Origin of the sequence: Bacillus sp. SIMBA_008 (assembly GCF_046535495.1) — a bacterium.
In the GTDB taxonomy this organism is placed as follows: domain Bacteria; phylum Bacillota; class Bacilli; order Bacillales; family Bacillaceae; genus Bacillus; species Bacillus subtilis.
In genome coordinates this window covers 274,684-293,963 of the sequence record NZ_JAWRWL010000002.1, presented here as the reverse complement: position 1 = coordinate 293,963, position 19,280 = coordinate 274,684, and the positions used below count along the sequence as shown (strand labels likewise).

The window sequence follows — 19,280 nt, the reverse complement described above, 5'->3', positions numbered from 1 at the left end:
TGGCTTTTCTTTATGCGGCTCAGCTTTTTTTGAGCTTGATGACAGTATCAGCATCAGGCGTGACAAAGACGGTATGCTGGCTGTCATAGGTGACGAAACCGGGTTTCGCGCCGTTTGGTTTTTTGACATGTCTGATTTTTGTATAATCTACAGGCACTGAACTTGAATCTTTAGCTTTTGAAAAATAAGCTGCAATTGTCGCGGCTTCCATGATTGTTTGCTCATCCGGTTCGCTGCTTCTGATCACAACGTGGGAGCCTGGAATGTCCTTCGTGTGAAGCCAGATATCGTCTCTGGCCGCCACTCTTGTCGTTAAATATTCATTTTGACGATTGTTCTTACCCACTAAAATTGTCAGCCCTGAGGTGGATTCATATGTTTCTAACACCGGATTGTGCGGTTTTTGCTTTTTCTGGCCTTTTTGCTGCTTAGGGCGTAAATATTTGCCCTCTACAAGCTCTTCCCTGATTTCGCTGATATCCCGGGGAGAAGCGGACGAAAGCTGCTGAATCAGCTGATCAAAATATTCGATCTCTTCCTGTGCCAGCCTGATTTGCTCCTCGACAACCGCGACCGAATTTTTCGCTTTCTGATACTTCGTGAAATAGGCCTGTGCGTTTTCAGAAGGCGTTTTGTTCGGGTTTAAAGGAATCGTGATTGTCGGGCTTTCTTCATCATAATAATTGATGACCTCAGCCTGTTTATCACCTTTTTTCAGCATATATAAATTAGCGGTTAAAAGCTCCCCGTAAAGCTGAAATTCCTTCGCGTTTTCCGAATACTCCAGGGTTTTCTCTAATTTTTTAATTTTGTTGGCATTCTTCTTCCGTTCGTTCACAACAAAACGCTCAAGATCCTGAGCCTGCTGTTTGACCCGGTCTCGTTCAGCTTTTCCGAAATAAAAACGGTCGAGCAGTTCGCTTAATGAATCAAAACGGCGCGCTTCGCCCCTTAGATGAGTCAGCTCCAGCAGATAAAAATATTCCTTTCCGTTTACAGTCGTAATGTTGGGAATGAAACGGTGCTCTTTCACTTCGGCAAACAGTGCCAGCAACGCTTTTGGCAGTGTGACTTTGTTGGCAAGGCCTGCTCTGTGAACTGCTTCTTTGGCGAAAAGCGGAGACACGCCTGAAAAGTGGTCGACAATTTGTTTATCAAGCCTTCCTTCTTGAAAGCTGAGGTGACGCAAAATATCATCTTCTGACACCTCAAGAGGCGATATTTTGTCCTGAGCAGGCGGAAGCTTATAATCTTGGCCGGGCAGTACTGTACGGTAGCTGTTCATTGACGGTGATAAATGCTTAAGTCCGTCGATAATCACATTTTCTGCTGCGTCAGTCAAAATGATATTGCTGTGGCGGCCCATAATTTCTACATAAAGCTTTCGTACGGTTTCATCGCCAATTTCGTTTCGGCTTTTGATATGAAAAATCATAATGCGGTCTAAGCCCGCTTGTTCAATTTTCTCAATGAATCCGCCTTCGATATGCTTTCTCAGCAACATGCAAAACATTGGCGGTTCGCTTGGATTTTCATAAGCTTGTGCCGTGATATGCACCCGTGAATAGCTCGGATGTGCCGATAATAATAGTTTTTGGTTTTTTCCCTTGGCACGGATGTGGAAAATCACATCGTGCTTATATGGCTGATGGACTTTTGTAATTCGTCCGCCCATTATTTTCTCGTTAAGTTCGTGAGTCATTCCGTATGTAAACATGCCATCAAACGACATATGCAATACACCCTCTCATTCTTCCTGCATTCGATAATTATAGCATGAAATGGGACGAGTCAGAATAAGCATGCTTATAGAGTGATATCTCTATAAGAGAGCAGGGGAGTGGACGAGCGGAATGAAGTTTCATGAAATGGGACAAACAGATTTACTAGAGGCAACCAATACGTCCATGAAACAAGGATTAACAGAAAAAGAGGTAAAAAAACGCCTTGACAAGCATGGACCAAACGAGCTGCAAGAAGGGAAAAAAACTTCAGCGCTTCTCTTGTTTTTCGCGCAGTTCAAAGATTTTATGGTGCTTGTGCTTCTGGCGGCAACGTTAATCTCAGGATTTCTTGGTGAATATGTAGATGCGGTTGCGATTATTGCGATTGTGTTTGTGAATGGCATACTCGGTTTCTTTCAAGAAAGGCGTGCTGAGCAATCTCTTCAGGCTTTAAAAGAGCTTTCAACACCGCATGTCATGGCACTCAGGGAAGGAAGCTGGACAAAGATTCCTTCTAAGGAACTGGTGCCGGGTGATATTGTGAAATTTACGAGCGGGGACAGAATTGGCGCAGACGTTCGAATTGTTGAAGCGAGAAGCCTTGAAATAGAAGAATCAGCGCTGACCGGGGAATCAATCCCGGTTGTGAAGCATGCTGATAAATTGAAAAAACCTGATGTTTCACTTGGCGATATTACCAATATGGCATTTATGGGAACGATTGTGACCCGCGGCAGCGGTGTCGGGGTTGTCGTCGGGACAGGAATGAATACGGCTATGGGGAAAATTGCCGACATGCTTGAATCGGCAGGGACATTGTCAACCCCGCTGCAAAGAAGACTGGAGCAGCTCGGGAAGATTTTGATTGTTGTTGCATTGCTTCTGACCGTACTTGTCGTTGCTGTCGGTGTTATTCAGGGTCATGATCTATACAGTATGTTTTTAGCAGGTGTCTCGTTAGCGGTAGCCGCTATTCCAGAGGGGCTGCCGGCGATTGTGACAGTGGCGCTTTCGCTTGGTGTACAGAGGATGATTAAACAAAAATCCATTGTTAGAAAGCTTCCTGCTGTTGAAACGCTTGGGTGTGCGTCTATCATTTGCTCAGATAAAACAGGGACAATGACCCAAAACAAAATGACAGTGACGCATGTCTGGTCCGGAGGGAAAACATGGAGAGTGGCAGGGGCCGGCTATGAACCGAAAGGAAGCTTCACACTAAACGAAAAAGAGATCAGTGTCAATGAACATAAGCCGCTTCAGCAGATGCTTCTGTTCGGAGCGCTTTGTAACAACTCCAATATTGAGAAAAGAGACGGCGAATATGTGCTTGACGGAGATCCGACAGAGGGAGCGCTGCTCACCGCGGCAAGAAAAGGCGGTTTTTCAAAGGAGTTTGTTGAATCTAATTACAGAGTGATTGAAGAATTTCCGTTTGATTCCGCACGGAAAATGATGACTGTCATCGTAGAGGATCAAGACAGAAAGCGCTATATCATTACAAAAGGTGCGCCGGATGTACTGATGCAGCGATCTTCCCGTATTTATTATGATGGCTCAGCGGCTCTTTTTTCAAATGAAAGAAAAGCAGAAACAGAGGCGGTATTAAGACATTTGGCATCACAGGCGCTCAGAACGATAGCGGTCGCCTACAGGCCGATAAAAGCAGGCGAAACACCGTCAATGGAGCAGGCGGAAAAAGATCTGACCATGCTTGGCCTTTCAGGTATCATTGATCCCCCGCGGCCGGAAGTCAGACAGGCGATAAAAGAATGCCGTGAAGCGGGAATTAAGACCGTTATGATAACAGGTGATCATGTAGAAACCGCTAAAGCGATAGCGAAAGACTTGCGCCTCCTTCCGAAAAGCGGCAAAATCATGGACGGCAAGATGCTGAATGAACTTTCTCAAGAAGAGCTTTCTCATGTGGTGGAGGATGTATATGTATTTGCCCGCGTTTCCCCTGAACATAAACTAAAAATCGTAAAAGCCTATCAGGAGAACGGGCATATTGTGGCGATGACGGGAGACGGCGTCAATGATGCTCCTGCCATTAAACAGGCTGATATCGGCGTCTCTATGGGCATTACCGGGACAGATGTGGCCAAAGAAGCATCATCTCTTGTTCTCGTAGATGATAATTTTGCGACGATTAAATCAGCGATAAAAGAAGGCAGGAACATCTACGAAAATATCAGGAAGTTTATCAGATACCTGTTGGCGTCTAACGTCGGAGAAATCCTTGTCATGCTGTTTGCGATGCTGCTGGCCCTTCCTTTACCGCTCGTTCCGATTCAGATTTTGTGGGTCAACTTGGTGACGGACGGATTGCCGGCAATGGCGCTCGGCATGGATCAGCCGGAAGGAGACGTCATGAAGCGCAAGCCCCGTCATCCGAAAGAAGGGGTATTTGCCCGCAAGCTAGGATGGAAGGTCGTTTCCAGAGGATTTTTAATCGGAGTTGCCACTATTTTAGCGTTTATCATTGTGTACCACCGCAATCCGGAAAACTTGGCTTATGCCCAGACGATCGCGTTTGCCACATTGGTGCTCGCTCAGCTTATTCACGTGTTTGACTGCCGCAGCGAAACTTCTGTTTTCTCTAGAAATCCGTTTCAAAACCTGTATTTAATCGGCGCGGTATTGTCATCCATTTTGCTGATGCTTGTAGTAATCTACTATCCGCCGCTTCAGCCGATTTTCCATACTGTAGCCATCACGCTGGGGGACTGGATGCTCGTCATCGGTATGTCCGCCATCCCTACTTTTTTGCTGGCGGGGTCACTTTTAACAAGAAAAAAATAAATTCATATGATATAATCTTAGGGGTAATAGCGTGTCTATTGCCCTTTTATTATGAGAACAGGGAAGAATTGGGTGTTTTAAAATGATACGAAGTATGACAGGCTTCGGCAGTGCAAGCAAAACACAAGACGATCTCTCTGTAAGCGTTGAACTTAAATCTGTGAACTACAGATTTAAAGAAGTGAACGCTCGTTTGCCAAGGCCTTTGCTATATTTTGAAGATAAGCTGAAACAGACCATTCTGCAGCATATTCAGCGCGGAAGAATTGAGCTTTTCGTATCCGTTGACAGCGATATGCTTGTTGAGAAAAGGCTTGAAATTGATTGGCCGCTGCTCGATGAGTTTGTCGCAGCCGCGAGAGATATGAAGAAGCGGTATCAATTGTCTGCAGAGCCCGATGTAATGGATTTCTTTAAGCTTGATCATGTCGTCCAGGTTCATGAAGAACAGACGCAAAATGACAAGCTGGAGGCGTTGATCATCGATGCTGCAGAAGAAGCGGTAAAAGGTCTCTGTGAAATGCGTGAAAAAGAGGGGCTGCTCTTAGCGAAAGACTGCCTGATGCATATTGATCAGCTTGAAGAGCTGGTGAGAGAAACTGAATTGCTGGCTGCAGATGTCGTATCTCGTTACCGGGAACGGCTGTACGCCAGAATCAAAGAATGGACTGAAGACGTATTAGACGAGAGCCGGCTTGTAACAGAATGCGCTATTTTTGCAGACCGCTCTGATATCACTGAAGAGATTACAAGACTGAAGAGCCACTTCGCCCAGTTTCGTGATATATTAGCTAGTGGCGGAGCTGTCGGGCGCAAACTCGACTTTCTTGTTCAGGAGCTCAATCGGGAAGCAAATACGATCGGCTCAAAAGCAAATGATCATCAGATCACAAAGCTTGTCGTTGAAATGAAAAGTTCTATTGAAAAAATAAAAGAACAAGTGCAAAATATAGAATAGTGACTGTGCGTATTGTTTACAGACGGTCTTACTAGGCTAAACTAGAGACGTCTATTTTACAGGGGGAACGTAGAAGATGACGATTAAACTGATTAATATCGGATTTGGCAATATCATCTCCGCCAATCGGATGATTTCGATTGTCAGCCCGGAGTCTGCGCCAATCAAACGGATGATTCAGGATGCAAGAGACCGCGGAATGCTAATTGACGCTACATACGGACGAAGAACCCGTGCAGTTGTCGTCATGGATAGTGATCACATTATCTTATCTGCCGTCCAGCCTGAGACAGTTGCACACAGACTTTCTGTTAAAGAAGAAATTATGGATGAAGGGCAGGGGTAATTGCCGCATGAAAGAAAGAGGGTTATTAATCGTTCTCTCAGGTCCCTCAGGAGTTGGTAAAGGAACGGTTCGACAAGCGATCTTTTCGCAGGAAGACACAAAATTTGAATATTCGATTTCAGTAACCACAAGAAGTCCAAGAGAGGGCGAAGTGAACGGAGTCGATTATTTTTTCAAAACAAGAGACGAATTCGAGCAAATGATTGCGGACAACAAGCTGCTTGAATGGGCAGAGTATGTCGGCAATTATTACGGCACGCCAGTCGATTATGTTGAACAGACGCTTCAAGATGGAAAAGACGTCTTTTTAGAAATTGAAGTTCAAGGGGCTCTTCAAGTGAGAAATGCTTTCCCGGAAGGCCTGTTTATTTTCCTTGCGCCTCCAAGCCTTTCTGAACTGAAAAACAGAATCGTGACACGAGGCACAGAAACAGACGCTCTGATTGAAAATCGAATGAAAGCCGCAAAAGCTGAGATCGAAATGATGGATGCTTATGACTATGTCGTTGAAAACGATAATGTCGAAACGGCTTGCGATAAAATCAAAGCAATCGTTCTTGCTGAACATTTGAAGCGTGAACGCGTTGCACCAAGATATAAGAAAATGCTGGAGGTTGAATAATCAATGTTAGATCCGTCAATTGATTCTTTAATGAATAAATTAGATTCAAAATATACGCTGGTGACTGTTTCTGCGAGACGCGCACGTGAAATGCAAATCAAAAAAGACCAAATGATTGAACATACGATTTCACACAAATATGTAGGCAAAGCTTTAGAAGAAATTGATGCAGGCCTGCTTTCGTTTGAAAAGGAAGACCGCGAATAGTAGCACAAGTAGCAACCTATATCATGTAGGTTGTTATTTTTTTCCGTGTGGTTTTGTAAAGTGCAGAGGGGGAGAATTCATTGCTTAACAATCGAAATGTGTTACTTTGCGTGAGCGGAGGCATCGCTGTTTATAAAGCCTGTGCGTTAACGAGCAAGCTGGTTCAGGCAGGAGCAAATGTCAAAGTGATTATGACTGAATCCGCTTGCCGATTCGTTTCACCGCTGACATTTCAGGCATTGAGCCGCCACGAAGTCTATACAGATACATTTAAAGAACAAAATCCAAGCGTTATTTCTCATATTGATGCTGCAGACTGGGCTGACTTGATTATCGTAGCGCCGGCTACGGCTAATGTGATTGGAAAACTGGCAAACGGCATCGCTGATGATATGCTGACGACAACATTGTTGGCAGCAACGGCTCCCGTTTGGATCGCGCCGGCGATGAACGTTCATATGTATGACCACCCGGCAGTCAAACGAAACATTTCTGTTCTTTATCAGGACGGTTATCGTTTTATTGAGCCAAGTGAGGGCTATTTAGCATGCGGTTACGTAGGAAAAGGCAGATTGGAAGAGCCGGAAAACATCGTAAAGCTGGCCGAAAAACATTTTGCTGAAGAAACATCCGCTCCTTTAGAAGGCAAGCATGTGGTCATTACAGCCGGTCCAACGCGGGAAGCGGTTGATCCTGTCCGGTTTTTTACCAATAAATCGACGGGCAAAATGGGCTACGCACTAGCGGAGGCTGCTGTTCAGCTCGGCGCACGGGTAACCTTAATTTCTGGGCCTGTTTCACTTGATCAGCCTAAAGGCCTTGCTGAGTTTATCACTGTTCAATCGGCTGCGGATATGCGCGAAGCTGTGCTCTCTGTGTATGACGCAAGCGATATAGTCATTAAAACAGCTGCGGTAGCCGATTTTACGCCGAAAACAGTATTTGACCATAAAATGAAAAAACAAGAAGGCGGCATGACCTTAGAACTGAAAAGAACAGTCGATATTTTGAAAGAATTGGGCGAGAAAAAGAAAGAGCAAATCTTGGTCGGATTTGCCGCCGAAACACAAGACATTGAACACTATGCACGTAAAAAGCTCGCCGCTAAAAACCTTGATTTGATTGTGGCAAATGATGTGAAAGCAAATGGGGCCGGTTTTGGTGCTGATACGAATATCGTGACAATCTTTTTCAAAGACGGGCATAAACGCGAACTCCCGATTATGTCTAAGCTCGATGTTTCTTTTGAAATCCTTCAGGAGATCGCAGCCCTCTCAAAACAAACCGGAGAGCGCTCATGAATTTTGCAGAAGTCATCGTTGATGTCAGCACCAAAAATATAGACAGGCCTTTTGATTATAAAATCCCAGACCATCTGAAGGGCATGATCAAAACGGGGATGCGGGTCATTGTTCCGTTTGGCCCCCGTAAGATTCAAGGGTTTGTGACAGCAGTCAAAGAAGCATCTGACCTATCGGGAAAATCTGTCAAGGAAGTAGAGGATTTATTAGATCTTACACCTGTTCTGACAGAGGAGCTTATGGATCTGTCATCATGGCTGTCAGACAAAACGCTGTCTTTTAAAATAACGGCGCTTCAAGCAATGCTGCCTGCCGCCTTAAAAGCGAAATATGAAAAAGAATTAAAAATTGCACACGGCACCGATCTTCCGCCGCAAGTGGAACGGCTGTTTTCTGAAACAAAGACGCTGCTGTATTCAGATATATCCGATCATGATACGCTGAAACTGATTCAAAGGCATGTTCAAAAAGGGGCCATTGACGTGACGTATAAAGTCGCGCAAAAAACCAATAAAAAAATGGTCAGGCATATTCAGGCAAATGCGAGTAAAGAAGAGCTTGCTAAGCAGGCTGAGGGATTGTCCCGACAAGCAGCAAAACAGCAGGCGATTCTTCACTTTCTCATTTCTGAGCCGGAAGGTGTGAAAATTCCTGCAACGGAATTGTGCAAAAGAACGGACACGAGCTCTGCAACCATCAAAAACCTTATCCAAAAAGGGCTTTTGAAGGAAAGCTATGAAGAGGTTTACAGAGATCCCTATCAGGACAAAATGTTCAAAAAAACAGAGCCCCTGCCGCTGACAGACGAACAGAGGGCTGCCTTCGAGCCCATACGCGAGACATTGGACAGCGATGAGCACAAAGTGTTCCTCCTTCACGGCGTGACAGGAAGCGGAAAAACCGAAATTTATCTGCAATCAATTGAAAAAGTACTGGCGAAAGGAAAAGAAGCCATCGTCCTCGTACCCGAAATATCGCTGACGCCGCAAATGGTCAACCGCTTCAAGGGCCGCTTCGGCTCCCAGGTGGCAGTCATGCACAGCGGTTTATCCACAGGAGAAAAATATGACGAGTGGCGTAAAATCCACCGGAAGGAAGTACGGCTTGTCGTCGGTGCCAGATCCGCGATTTTTGCTCCGTTTGAAAATCTCGGAATGATAATCATCGATGAAGAGCACGAGTCTTCCTATAAACAGGAAGAAATGCCGCGCTATCATGCGAAAGAGGTGGCAATCAAGCGGGCTGAGCATCACAGCTGCCCGGTTGTATTAGGGAGTGCTACGCCGACATTAGAGTCATATGCAAGAGCGCAAAAGGGCGTATACGAGCTTCTTTCACTGAAGCACCGTGTTAACCACCGGGTGATGCCTGAGGTTTCGCTTGTCGATATGAGAGAGGAGCTTAGAAACGGCAATCGCTCGATGTTTTCAGTTGAATTGATGGAAAAGCTTGAAGAAACGATTGCCAAGGGTGAGCAGGCGGTGCTGTTTTTAAATAAGAGGGGCTATTCTTCCTTTGTGATGTGCAGGGATTGCGGCTATGTCCCGCAATGCCCGCACTGCGACATTTCCATGACGTATCATCGTTACGGCCAAAGGCTGAAATGCCATTATTGCGGACATGAAGAGCCTGTTCCGCACACTTGTCCTGAATGCGCAAGCGAGCATATCCGCTTTTTCGGAACGGGAACACAGCGAGTGGAGGAAGAGCTGACAAAAGTGCTGCCAAGTGCGAGAGTGATTCGGATGGATGTTGACACGACATCACGGAAAGGCGCCCATGAAAAATTACTGTCAGCTTTCGGAGAAGGAAAAGCGGATATTCTTCTCGGAACGCAAATGATTGCGAAAGGGCTTGATTTTCCGAATGTCACGCTTGTCGGAGTGTTAAGTGCTGATACAACACTTCATATTCCTGATTTCAGATCGGCTGAAAAAACATTTCAGCTGTTAACGCAAGTCAGCGGCCGGGCAGGCAGGCATGAAAAGCCCGGCCATGTCATCATTCAAACATATACACCGTCTCATTACAGTATCCAGCTGACGAAGACACACGATTATGAAACGTTCTATCAGCATGAAATGGCCCACAGGAGAGAGCAATCCTATCCGCCATACTACTATTTGGCTCTTGTGACTGTTTCTCATGAGGAAGTGGCGAAAGCAGCGGTTACAGCTGAAAAGATCGCTCATTTTTTGAAAGCAAACTGCGGAGCTGACACGAAAATTCTCGGACCTAGTGCGTCGCCGATAGCCAGGATCAAAGATAGATATCGCTATCAATGCGTGATAAAATACAAACAGGAAACCCAGTTATCCGCTTTATTGAAGAAGATACTGGAACATTATAAACGCGAAATTGAACAAAAACATGTAATGATTTCAATTGATATGAATCCTTATATGATGATGTAAGATCTCACGTCTTGGAGGGTAACAAATTGGCGGTAAAAAAGGTCGTCACACATCCTGCGGAGGTTTTGGAAACACCTGCGGAAACCGTGACTGTTTTTGATAAAAAATTAAAAAAACTGCTTGACGATATGTACGACACCATGCTTGAAATGGATGGAGTCGGACTGGCAGCGCCCCAGATCGGCATTTTAAAAAGAGCGGCCGTCGTAGATATCGGGGATGACAGAGGGAGAATTGATCTCGTTAATCCTGAAATTTTAGAAAAAAGCGGCGAGCAAACCGGAATTGAAGGATGCTTGAGCTTTCCTGGCGTCTATGGTGATGTCACACGTGCCGATTATGTCAAAGTGCGCGCGTTTAACCGTCAGGGAAAACCATTCATTCTGGAAGCGCGAGGCTTTTTAGCAAGAGCCGTGCAGCATGAAATGGACCACTTAGACGGTGTGCTGTTTACATCTAAAATAAGTAAATACTATACAGAAGATGAACTAGCGGATATGGAAGGATGATTTGATGACGAGAATCGTATTTATGGGAACGCCGGATTTTTCAGTTCCTGTTTTAAGAACCCTGATTGAGGACGGATATGAAGTAGTGGGGGTCGTCACACAGCCGGACCGTCCGAAGGGCAGAAAAAAAGTCATGACACCTCCTCCGGTAAAGGAAGAGGCATTGCGTCACGGCATCCCGGTTCTTCAGCCGGAAAAAGTCAGATTGACAGAAGAAATTGAGAAAGTGCTGGCCTTAAAGCCTGACCTGATTGTAACGGCGGCATTCGGACAAATTTTGCCTAAAGAGCTTCTCGACAGTCCAAAATACGGCTGCATTAACGTTCACGCATCCCTTTTGCCGGAACTGCGCGGCGGTGCTCCGATCCATTATTCCATTCTGCAGGGAAAGAAGAAAACCGGGGTTACCATTATGTATATGGTAGAAAAATTGGATGCGGGCGATATGATCTCAAAAGTGGAAGTGGACATTGAAGAAACCGACAATGTCGGAACACTGCACGATAAATTAAGCGAGGCTGGCGCGAAGCTGTTGTCTGAAACGGTTCCAAACGTCATTGCCGGCAGCATATCACCTGAAAAGCAGGATGAAGAGAAAGCGACATACGCGCCTAATATCAAAAGAGAGCAAGAGCTTCTCGATTGGTCCAGAACGGGCGAAGAGCTTTACAACCAGGTCCGCGGCTTAAATCCATGGCCTGTTGCTTATACGACGCTAAACGGACAAAACTTGAAAGTATGGGCGTCGAAAAAAATACCGGCACCAACAACAGCTGAGCCCGGCACAGTCGTTGCGGTTGAAAAGGAAGGGATTATCGTTGCCACAGGTAACGATACGGCTCTGTTATTAACCGAACTCCAGCCGGCAGGCAAGAAACGAATGAAAGGCGAAGACTTTGTGCGAGGAGCTCATGTTGAAGCCGGTGATGTGTTAGGAGTAAACAATGAAAAAAACTAGTGTTCGTGACATCGCCCTTGAGGCGCTGATCAAATTAGAACAAAACCAGGCATACAGCAACCTGCTGCTGAAATCGGTCATTAAATCAAATGAACTGAGTGATCAGGACAGAGGGCTTTTGACTGAACTTGTCTATGGTACATTACAAAATAAGATCGCGCTTGATTATATGCTTAAACCGTTTATCAATAAGCCTCAAAAGGTAAAGCCGTGGGTGATTCAGCTTCTTCGCCTATCCTTATATCAAATGGAGTATTTAGAGAAGATTCCAGACAGGGCAGCCATCCATGAAGCGGTTGAGATTGCTAAAATCCGCGGACACAAAGGCATTGCTTCTTTTGTCAATGGCGTGCTTCGTTCTATCCAGCGCGAAGGTGTTCCATCCTTTGACGCCATCGAAGATCCTGTACGCAGGCTGGCGACAGAAACAAGCCATCCGGAATGGCTTGTGAAAGAGTGGGCGGATGCGTATGGGTTTGACGCGGCCGAAAAGATTTGCCGTATCCACCTCATTCCGCCGAAGCAGACGCTGCGTGTCAATCAAATGAAAGCAGACAGAGCTGAGCTGCTTGACCAAATGGCTGCTGAGGGAATCGAAGTTGAAAAAGGCGATCTCGCTGAAGATGCTGTGAAGCTCTTAAAGGGATCAATTGCCGGAACTCATTTCTTCCAAAACGGCGAAGTATCCATCCAGGATGAGAGCTCCATGCTCGTCGCCCGCGCCCTTGATCCTAAGCCTGATGAAACAGTGCTTGACGCGTGTGCGGCGCCTGGCGGCAAGTCAGCTCATATCGCAGAATTAATGAAGAACAAGGGGAGCGTTACGTCGCTTGATCTTCACAAACATAAAGTGAAGCTGATCAAAGAAGCGGCAAACCGTCTTGGCCTGACAATCATTCATGCGGAGACAATGGATGCGAGAAAAGCGGGGGAAACGTTTGAAAACGAACAGTTTGACCGGATATTGGTTGATGCTCCGTGCTCAGGTTTCGGTGTTATCAGAAGAAAGCCGGACATGAAATACACGAAAAAGCCTGACGACAGCGCGCGTCTAGCTGAAATCCAGCTGTCGATCCTGAGGGAAATCGCACCATTAGTAAAAAAAGGTGGCACTCTTGTCTACAGTACGTGTACAATGGACCGGACAGAAAATGATGAAGTAATACATGCGTTTATACAAGAACATCCTGATTTTGAACCCGATTTGTCTCTTGAAAAGCGGCTGCCTGAAAAGGTGAGACCCTTTGTTCGGGATGGAAGGCTTCAAATCCTTCCTCATTATTTCGGAACAGATGGTTTCTTTATTTGCAGCATGAGAAAGAAGGGATAAGCAATGGCAGAACTTAATAAAACAAAAGTAAGAAAAGAATTGCGGACAGATCGTCCGTCGATTTATTCTTTTGAATTAGATGAAATTAAACAATGGCTGACAGACAACGGAGAGAAACCGTTCCGTGCGGCTCAGATCTTTGAATGGCTATATGAAAAACGCGTATCTTCTTTTGAAGAAATGACAAACCTCTCAAAGGATCTGCGTGAGAAATTAAACACTCACTTTGTGTTAACAACGCTGAAAACGGCTGTTAAACAAACCTCTCAAGACGGTACGATGAAGTTTTTGTTTGAGCTTCATGACGGTTATACCATCGAAACCGTTTTAATGAGACACGAGTATGGCAATTCTGTATGTGTAACGACACAAGTCGGCTGCCGTATTGGCTGTACATTCTGCGCGTCAACGCTTGGAGGCTTAAAACGAAACCTTGAAGCGGGGGAAATTGTCGCTCAAGTAGTCAAAGTGCAAAAAGCTCTTGATGAAACGAATGAACGTGTCAGCTCTGTCGTGATCATGGGAATCGGCGAACCTTTTGATAACTTTAACGAAATGCTCGCTTTCTTGAAAATTATTAACCATGACAAGGGCCTGAATATCGGTGCTCGCCATATTACGGTCTCTACGAGTGGAATCATCCCGAAAATTTACGAATTTGCTGATCAGCAAATGCAGATTAACTTTGCAATTTCTCTGCACGCGCCGAACACAGAAATCAGAAGCCGTTTGATGCCGATTAACAGAGCATATAAACTGCCTGATCTAATGGAAGCCGTTAAATATTATATTAATAAAACAGGACGCCGCATCAGCTTTGAATACGGGCTGTTCGGAGGCGTAAACGACCAGGTGGAACACGCCGAAGAGCTTGCCGACTTGCTGGAAGGAGTCAAATGCCACGTGAACTTGATTCCGGTAAACTACGTGCCTGAACGGGACTATGTGCGCACACCGCGTGATCAGATTTTTGCTTTTGAAAAAACGCTGAAATCCCGCGGAGTAAATGTCACAATCCGAAGAGAGCAAGGACATGACATTGACGCAGCCTGCGGTCAGCTTCGCGCGAAGGAGCGTCAAGACGAGACGAGGTGATGAGGGTTGTTAACAGCCTTAAAAACAGATACAGGAAAAATCCGCCAGCATAATGAAGATGATGCGGGGATATTCAAGGGGAAAGATGAATTTATATTAGCGGTTGTCGCTGATGGCATGGGCGGCCATCTTGCTGGAGATGTTGCGAGCAAGATGGCTGTGAAAGCCATGGGGGAGAAATGGAATGAAGCAGAGACGATTCCAACTGCGCCCTCGGAATGTGAAAAATGGCTCATTGAACAGATTCTTTCGGTAAACAGCAAAATATACGATCACGCTCAAGCCCACGAAGAATGCCAAGGCATGGGGACGACGATTGTATGTGCGCTTTTTACGGGGAAAACGGTTTCTGTTGCCCATATCGGAGACAGCAGATGCTATTTGCTTCAGGACGATGATTTCGTTCAAGTGACAGAAGACCATTCGCTTGTAAATGAACTGGTTCGCACTGGAGAGATTTCCAGAGAAGACGCTGAACATCATCCGCGAAAAAATGTGTTGACGAAGGCGCTTGGAACAGACCAGTCAGTCAGCATTGACACCCGTTCTTTTGATATAGAACCCGGAGACAAACTGCTTCTATGTTCTGACGGACTGACGAATAAAGTGGAAGGCACTGAATTAAAAGACATCCTGCAAAGCGATTCAGCTCCTCAGGAAAAAGTAAACCTGCTTGTGGACAAAGCCAATCAGAATGGCGGAGAAGACAACATAACAGCAGTTTTGCTTGAGCTTGCTTTACAAGTTGAAGAGGGTGAAGATCAGTGCTAATCGGCAAGCGGATCAGCGGGCGTTACCAAATTCTCCGCGTTATAGGCGGCGGGGGAATGGCCAACGTTTATTTAGCTGAGGATATCATTCTAGACCGTGAAGTCGCAATTAAAATCCTGCGGTTTGACTATGCAAATGACAATGAATTTATCAGACGTTTCCGCAGAGAAGCCCAATCCGCATCAAGCCTCGATCACCCGAATATTGTCAGCATTTACGATTTGGGCGAGGAAGATGATATTTATTATATTGTCATGGAATACGTTGAAGGCATGACGCTTAAAGAATACATAACAGCAAATGGGCCGCTTCACCCTAAAGAAGCGCTGAACATCATGGAGCAAATTGTCTCAGCCATCGCTCATGCCCATCAAAACCAGATTGTTCACAGAGACATCAAGCCGCATAACATTTTGATTGATCATATGGGAAATATCAAAGTAACGGATTTTGGAATTGCGACGGCACTAAGTTCGACCACAATCACCCATACCAATTCAGTTCTGGGCTCGGTCCATTACTTATCACCTGAACAGGCCCGGGGTGGCTTAGCCACAAAGAAATCGGATATTTATGCGCTTGGAATCGTTCTATTTGAGCTTTTAACCGGCCGTATTCCGTTTGATGGAGAGTCAGCAGTCAGCATCGCCTTGAAGCATCTTCAAGCGGAAACTCCTTCGGCAAAAAGGTGGAATCCATCGGTCCCCCAAAGCGTTGAAAACATCATACTCAAGGCAACTGCCAAAGATCCTTTTCATCGCTACGAAACGGCTGAAGACATGGAAGCAGACATAAAAACAGCTTTTGATGCCGACAGACTCAATGAAAAGAGATTTACGATTCAAGAAGATGAAGAAATGACAAAAGCGATACCTATCATTAAAGATGAAGAACTTGCTAAAGCTGCTGGCGAAAAAGAAGCTGAAGTGACAACCGCACAAGAAAACAAGACAAAGAAGAACGGCAAAAGAAAAAAGTGGCCGTGGGTTTTGCTCACGATATGCCTCGTTTTTATCACAGCTGGAATTCTTGCTGTCACTGTTTTTCCGTCGCTTTTCATGCCTAAGGATGTCAAAATACCTGATGTCTCCGGAATGGAATACGAAAAAGCCGCAGGGCTATTGGAAAAAGAAGGTTTACAGGTTGATTCCGAGGTGTTGGAAATCTCAGATGAAAAAATTGAAGAGGGCCTGATGGTAAAAACGGATCCTAAAGCGGATAGCACAGTCAAAGAAGGCGCCACGGTCACCCTTTATAAGAGCACCGGAAAAGCAAAAACGGAGATCGGTGATGTGACAGGCCAAACGGTCGACCAGGCAAAAAAAGCGTTGAAGGACCAAGGGTTTAAACATGTAACAGTAAATGAAGTGAATGACGAGAAAAATGCGGGCACTGTCATTGACCAAAATCCTTCAGCAGGGACTGAGCTTGTCCCGAGTGAAGATCAAGTCAAACTTACAGTCAGTATCGGACCCGAAGACATTACGCTTAGAGACTTGAAAACCTATAGTAAAGAAGCAGCGTCTGGATATCTGGAAGACAACGGATTGAAGCTTGTAGAAAAAGAAGCATACTCAGATGATGTTCCAGAAGGACAGGTTGTCAAACAAAAACCAGCAGCAGGTACGGCAGTAAAGCCGGGAAACGAAGTTGAAGTGACATTCTCTCTCGGACCAGAGAAAAAACCTGCGAAAACAGTGAAAGAAAAGGTCAAGATCCCCTACGAACCAGAAAATGAAGGGGACGAGCTTCAAGTGCAAATCGCGGTTGACGATGCAGATCACAGCATCTCTGACACTTACGAAGAATTTAAGATAAAAGAGCCGACTGAACGAACGATCGAACTAAAGATTGAACCCGGCCAAAAAGGGTACTATCAAGTAATGGTAAACAATAAAGTTGTCAGCTACAAAACCATTGAGTATCCGAAAGATGAATAACAAGGAGGGAAAATATGCCTGAGGGCAAAATTATTAAGGCGCTAAGCGGCTTTTACTATGTACTGGATGAATCAGAGGATTCAGATAAAGTAATACAATGCAGAGGAAGAGGCATTTTCAGAAAAAACAAAATTACCCCTCTTGTCGGTGATTACGTTGTGTACCAGGCTGAAAATGACAAAGAAGGATATCTTATGGGAATTAAAGAAAGAACCAATGAGCTTATCAGGCCGCCAATTTGCAACGTTGATCAAGCGGTCCTTGTTTTCTCAGCGGTTCAGCCTTCTTTCAGCACGGCATTGCTTGACCGCTTCCTGGTTCTCGTTGAGGCCAATGATATTCAGCCGATTATATGCATTACTAAAATGGATCTGATTGAAGATCAAGATACAGAAGATACGATACAAGCCTATGCAGAAGACTATCGGAATATTGGTTATGACGTATACCTTACCTCCTCTAAGGACCAAGACAGTTTAACGGACATCATCCCGCATTTTCAGGATAAAACAACGGTATTTGCCGGTCAGTCCGGTGTTGGGAAATCCTCGCTTCTCAACGCGATCAGTCCGGAGCTCGGATTGAGAACCAACGAGATTTCCGAGCATTTGGGCCGCGGGAAACACACAACCCGCCACGTGGAGCTGATTCACACGTCCGGAGGTTTGGTTGCAGATACGCCGGGATTCAGCTCGCTTGAATTTACAGACATTGAGGAAGAAGAGCTGGGCTATACCTTCCCTGATATCAGAGAAAAAAGCGCTTCATGCAAATTTAGAGGCTGTTTACATCTGAAAGAGCCGAAATGCGCGGTGAAACAAGCTGTTGAAGACGGGGAATTAAAGCAGTATCGCTATGACCATTATGTTGAATTTATGACGGAGATTAAAGACAGAAAGCCGAGGTATTAGCATAATGATAAAGGTTGCACCATCTATTCTTTCCGCTGATTTTGCCGCTTTAGGCAATGAGATTAAAGATGTAGAAAGAGGCGGAGCCGATTGTATTCATATTGATGTTATGGACGGCCATTTTGTCCCGAATATCACAATCGGTCCGCTGATTGTAGAAGCGGTCCGACCGGTAACGGATCTGCCGCTTGATGTCCATTTAATGATAGAAGAACCGGATCGTTATATCCCGGCTTTTGCGAAAGCAGGCGCAGATATCCTGTCTGTGCATGCTGAGGCATGTCCGCACCTGCACCGTACCATCCAGCTCATTAAAGAGCAAGGAGTGAAGGCCGGAGTAGTTCTAAACCCGCATACCCCTGTACAAGTCATCGAGCATGTTTTCGACGATCTCGATCTTGTTCTTTTAATGACGGTGAACCCGGGCTTCGGCGGGCAGAAATTTATTCATTCAGTCCTTCCTAAAATAAAAGAGGTTAAGCGAATGGCGGATGAAAAAGGAAAAAAAGATCTGTTAATTGAAGTAGACGGCGGCGTCAACAAAGAAACCGCTCCGCTCGTCATTGAAGCGGGCGCAAATTTACTCGTTGCCGGTTCAGCTGTTTATGGGCAGTCTGACCGCAAAAAAGCAATTTCTGAAATCAGAGGAAGCAAATAAGCAGCTTTAGAAAAGAGCTGGGCATACAATAGCCTAAGCTCTTTTTCCTGTATGCAGAGAAAGGAATCAGAGATGAAAACAATTAATATCGTTGCGGGAGGCCCGAAAAATCTCATCCCCGATCTAACCGGCTATACGGATGAACACACGCTTTGGATCGGTGTTGACAAAGGCACCGTCACTCTCTTAGATGCAGGGATCATACCTGTTGAAGCCTTCGGAGATTTTGACAGCATAACCGAGCAAGAACGCCGGCGAATAGAAAAAGCCGCTCCCGCCCTTCATGTGTATCAAGCAGAAAAAGATCAAACAGATTTAGACCTCGCCCTTGATTGGGCGCTGGAAAAGCAGCCGGATATTATTCAGATTTTCGGCATTACAGGCGGCAGAGCTGATCATTTTTTAGGAAACATTCAGCTTCTGTATAGAGGTGTAAAAACGAACATAAAAATTAGGCTGATAGACAAACAAAATCATATTCAAATGTTCCCTCCTGGTGAATATGATATTGAGAAGGATGAAAATAAGCGATATATCTCCTTCATACCGTTTTCCGAAGACATACATGAGCTGACCCTGACCGGTTTTAAATATCCTCTAAATAATTGTCATATTACGCTCGGTTCAACACTATGTATTAGTAACGAACTCATTCATTCACGAGGTACTTTTTCGTTTGCAAAAGGCATATTAATAATGATAAGAAGCACGGATTAAGCATGTGCTTTCATTCA

General features: G+C 45.2%; 17 protein-coding genes. 16 read left to right on the top strand and 1 reads right to left on the bottom strand.

What is annotated here, in order from left to right:
• Nucleotides 1–19: 19 nt before the first annotated feature.
• Complete coding sequence (gene rqcH / locus SB658_RS06910; RefSeq protein ID WP_185157706.1) at nucleotides 20–1,732, bottom strand: tRNA modification protein RqcH; 1,713 nt, start codon at nucleotides 1,730–1,732, stop codon at nucleotides 20–22.
• Between the two features lie 121 nt (nucleotides 1,733–1,853).
• Between rqcH and SB658_RS06905 the strand changes: the two genes are divergently transcribed.
• The 16 genes from SB658_RS06905 to SB658_RS06830 all read left to right on the top strand — a co-directional run bounded on the left by SB658_RS06905 (nucleotide 1,854) and on the right by SB658_RS06830 (nucleotide 19,263).
• Entirely contained in the window at nucleotides 1,854–4,526 is a 2,673-nt protein-coding gene (locus SB658_RS06905) for a calcium-translocating P-type ATPase, SERCA-type (RefSeq protein ID WP_124059842.1), read from the top strand.
• 82 nt (nucleotides 4,527–4,608) lie between these two features.
• Nucleotides 4,609–5,484 (top strand): YicC/YloC family endoribonuclease, encoded by an 876-nt coding sequence (locus tag SB658_RS06900; RefSeq protein WP_009967215.1) that lies wholly within the window; start codon nucleotides 4,609–4,611, stop codon nucleotides 5,482–5,484.
• A 76-nt stretch (nucleotides 5,485–5,560) separates the two neighbouring features.
• Complete coding sequence (gene remA / locus SB658_RS06895) at nucleotides 5,561–5,830, top strand: extracellular matrix/biofilm regulator RemA (protein ID WP_003154355.1); 270 nt, start codon at nucleotides 5,561–5,563, stop codon at nucleotides 5,828–5,830.
• Between the two features lie 7 nt (nucleotides 5,831–5,837).
• On the top strand, nucleotides 5,838–6,452 hold the full coding sequence (gene gmk / locus SB658_RS06890; RefSeq protein ID WP_003232083.1) for a guanylate kinase: 615 nt from the start codon (nucleotides 5,838–5,840) through the stop codon (nucleotides 6,450–6,452).
• A gap of 3 nt (nucleotides 6,453–6,455) precedes the next feature.
• Nucleotides 6,456–6,659: a DNA-directed RNA polymerase subunit omega gene (gene rpoZ / locus SB658_RS06885; protein WP_003221520.1), complete on the top strand. Its 204-nt coding sequence runs from the start codon at nucleotides 6,456–6,458 to the stop codon at nucleotides 6,657–6,659.
• Between the two features lie 80 nt (nucleotides 6,660–6,739).
• Nucleotides 6,740–7,960 (top strand): bifunctional phosphopantothenoylcysteine decarboxylase/phosphopantothenate--cysteine ligase CoaBC, encoded by a 1,221-nt coding sequence (gene coaBC, locus SB658_RS06880; RefSeq protein WP_041519285.1) that lies wholly within the window; start codon nucleotides 6,740–6,742, stop codon nucleotides 7,958–7,960.
• On the top strand, nucleotides 7,957–10,374 hold the full coding sequence (priA, locus tag SB658_RS06875) for a primosomal protein N' (RefSeq protein WP_144500780.1): 2,418 nt from the start codon (nucleotides 7,957–7,959) through the stop codon (nucleotides 10,372–10,374). The genes coaBC and priA overlap by 4 nt, the downstream gene beginning before the upstream one ends.
• Before the next feature lie 26 nt (nucleotides 10,375–10,400).
• Entirely contained in the window at nucleotides 10,401–10,883 is a 483-nt protein-coding gene (gene def, locus SB658_RS06870) for a peptide deformylase (RefSeq protein WP_015383630.1), read from the top strand.
• Between the two features lie 4 nt (nucleotides 10,884–10,887).
• A complete protein-coding gene (gene fmt / locus SB658_RS06865; RefSeq protein WP_144500779.1) occupies nucleotides 10,888–11,841 on the top strand; it encodes a methionyl-tRNA formyltransferase in 954 nt (317 codons plus the stop codon).
• Nucleotides 11,828–13,171: a 16S rRNA (cytosine(967)-C(5))-methyltransferase RsmB gene (gene rsmB / locus SB658_RS06860; RefSeq protein ID WP_021479311.1), complete on the top strand. Its 1,344-nt coding sequence runs from the start codon at nucleotides 11,828–11,830 to the stop codon at nucleotides 13,169–13,171. The genes fmt and rsmB overlap by 14 nt, the downstream gene beginning before the upstream one ends.
• A 3-nt stretch (nucleotides 13,172–13,174) precedes the next feature.
• Nucleotides 13,175–14,266: a dual-specificity RNA methyltransferase RlmN gene (gene rlmN / locus SB658_RS06855; protein WP_144500778.1), complete on the top strand. Its 1,092-nt coding sequence runs from the start codon at nucleotides 13,175–13,177 to the stop codon at nucleotides 14,264–14,266.
• Nucleotides 14,267–14,272: 6 nt separating this feature from the next.
• Nucleotides 14,273–15,037 carry a protein-serine/threonine phosphatase PrpC gene (gene prpC, locus SB658_RS06850; protein ID WP_014479762.1) on the top strand — a complete coding sequence of 255 codons (765 nt, stop codon included), beginning with the start codon at nucleotides 14,273–14,275 and terminating at the stop codon, nucleotides 15,035–15,037.
• The gene (prkC, locus tag SB658_RS06845) at nucleotides 15,031–16,977 is read left to right on the top strand and encodes a serine/threonine protein kinase PrkC (protein WP_144500777.1); all 1,947 of its coding nucleotides are present in this window, start codon (nucleotides 15,031–15,033) and stop codon (nucleotides 16,975–16,977) included. The genes prpC and prkC overlap by 7 nt, the downstream gene beginning before the upstream one ends.
• Nucleotides 16,978–16,991: 14 nt before the next feature.
• Nucleotides 16,992–17,888 (top strand): ribosome small subunit-dependent GTPase A, encoded by an 897-nt coding sequence (rsgA, locus tag SB658_RS06840; RefSeq protein WP_144500776.1) that lies wholly within the window; start codon nucleotides 16,992–16,994, stop codon nucleotides 17,886–17,888.
• 4 nt (nucleotides 17,889–17,892) lie between these two features.
• Nucleotides 17,893–18,546 carry a ribulose-phosphate 3-epimerase gene (rpe, locus tag SB658_RS06835; protein ID WP_014476784.1) on the top strand — a complete coding sequence of 218 codons (654 nt, stop codon included), beginning with the start codon at nucleotides 17,893–17,895 and terminating at the stop codon, nucleotides 18,544–18,546.
• Nucleotides 18,547–18,618: 72 nt separating this feature from the next.
• Nucleotides 18,619–19,263: a thiamine diphosphokinase gene (locus SB658_RS06830; RefSeq protein ID WP_014479765.1), complete on the top strand. Its 645-nt coding sequence runs from the start codon at nucleotides 18,619–18,621 to the stop codon at nucleotides 19,261–19,263.
• Nucleotides 19,264–19,280 lie beyond the last annotated feature (17 nt).

Excerpts from the sequence above, each read along its gene's own strand:
- rqcH (WP_185157706.1), bottom strand. The coding sequence starts at position 1,732 with ATGTCGTTTGATGGCATGTTTACATACGGAATGACTCACGAACTTAAC.
- SB658_RS06905 (WP_124059842.1), top strand. The coding sequence starts at position 1,854 with ATGAAGTTTCATGAAATGGGACAAACAGATTTACTAGAGGCAACCAAT.
- SB658_RS06900 (WP_009967215.1), top strand. The coding sequence starts at position 4,609 with ATGATACGAAGTATGACAGGCTTCGGCAGTGCAAGCAAAACACAAGAC.
- remA (WP_003154355.1), top strand. The coding sequence starts at position 5,561 with ATGACGATTAAACTGATTAATATCGGATTTGGCAATATCATCTCCGCC.
- gmk (WP_003232083.1), top strand. The coding sequence starts at position 5,838 with ATGAAAGAAAGAGGGTTATTAATCGTTCTCTCAGGTCCCTCAGGAGTT.
- rpoZ (WP_003221520.1), top strand. The coding sequence starts at position 6,456 with ATGTTAGATCCGTCAATTGATTCTTTAATGAATAAATTAGATTCAAAA.
- priA (WP_144500780.1), top strand. The coding sequence starts at position 7,957 with ATGAATTTTGCAGAAGTCATCGTTGATGTCAGCACCAAAAATATAGAC.
- fmt (WP_144500779.1), top strand. The coding sequence starts at position 10,888 with ATGACGAGAATCGTATTTATGGGAACGCCGGATTTTTCAGTTCCTGTT.
- rsmB (WP_021479311.1), top strand. The coding sequence starts at position 11,828 with ATGAAAAAAACTAGTGTTCGTGACATCGCCCTTGAGGCGCTGATCAAA.
- rlmN (WP_144500778.1), top strand. The coding sequence starts at position 13,175 with ATGGCAGAACTTAATAAAACAAAAGTAAGAAAAGAATTGCGGACAGAT.
- rsgA (WP_144500776.1), top strand. The coding sequence starts at position 16,992 with ATGCCTGAGGGCAAAATTATTAAGGCGCTAAGCGGCTTTTACTATGTA.
- rpe (WP_014476784.1), top strand. The coding sequence starts at position 17,893 with ATGATAAAGGTTGCACCATCTATTCTTTCCGCTGATTTTGCCGCTTTA.
- SB658_RS06830 (WP_014479765.1), top strand. The coding sequence starts at position 18,619 with ATGAAAACAATTAATATCGTTGCGGGAGGCCCGAAAAATCTCATCCCC.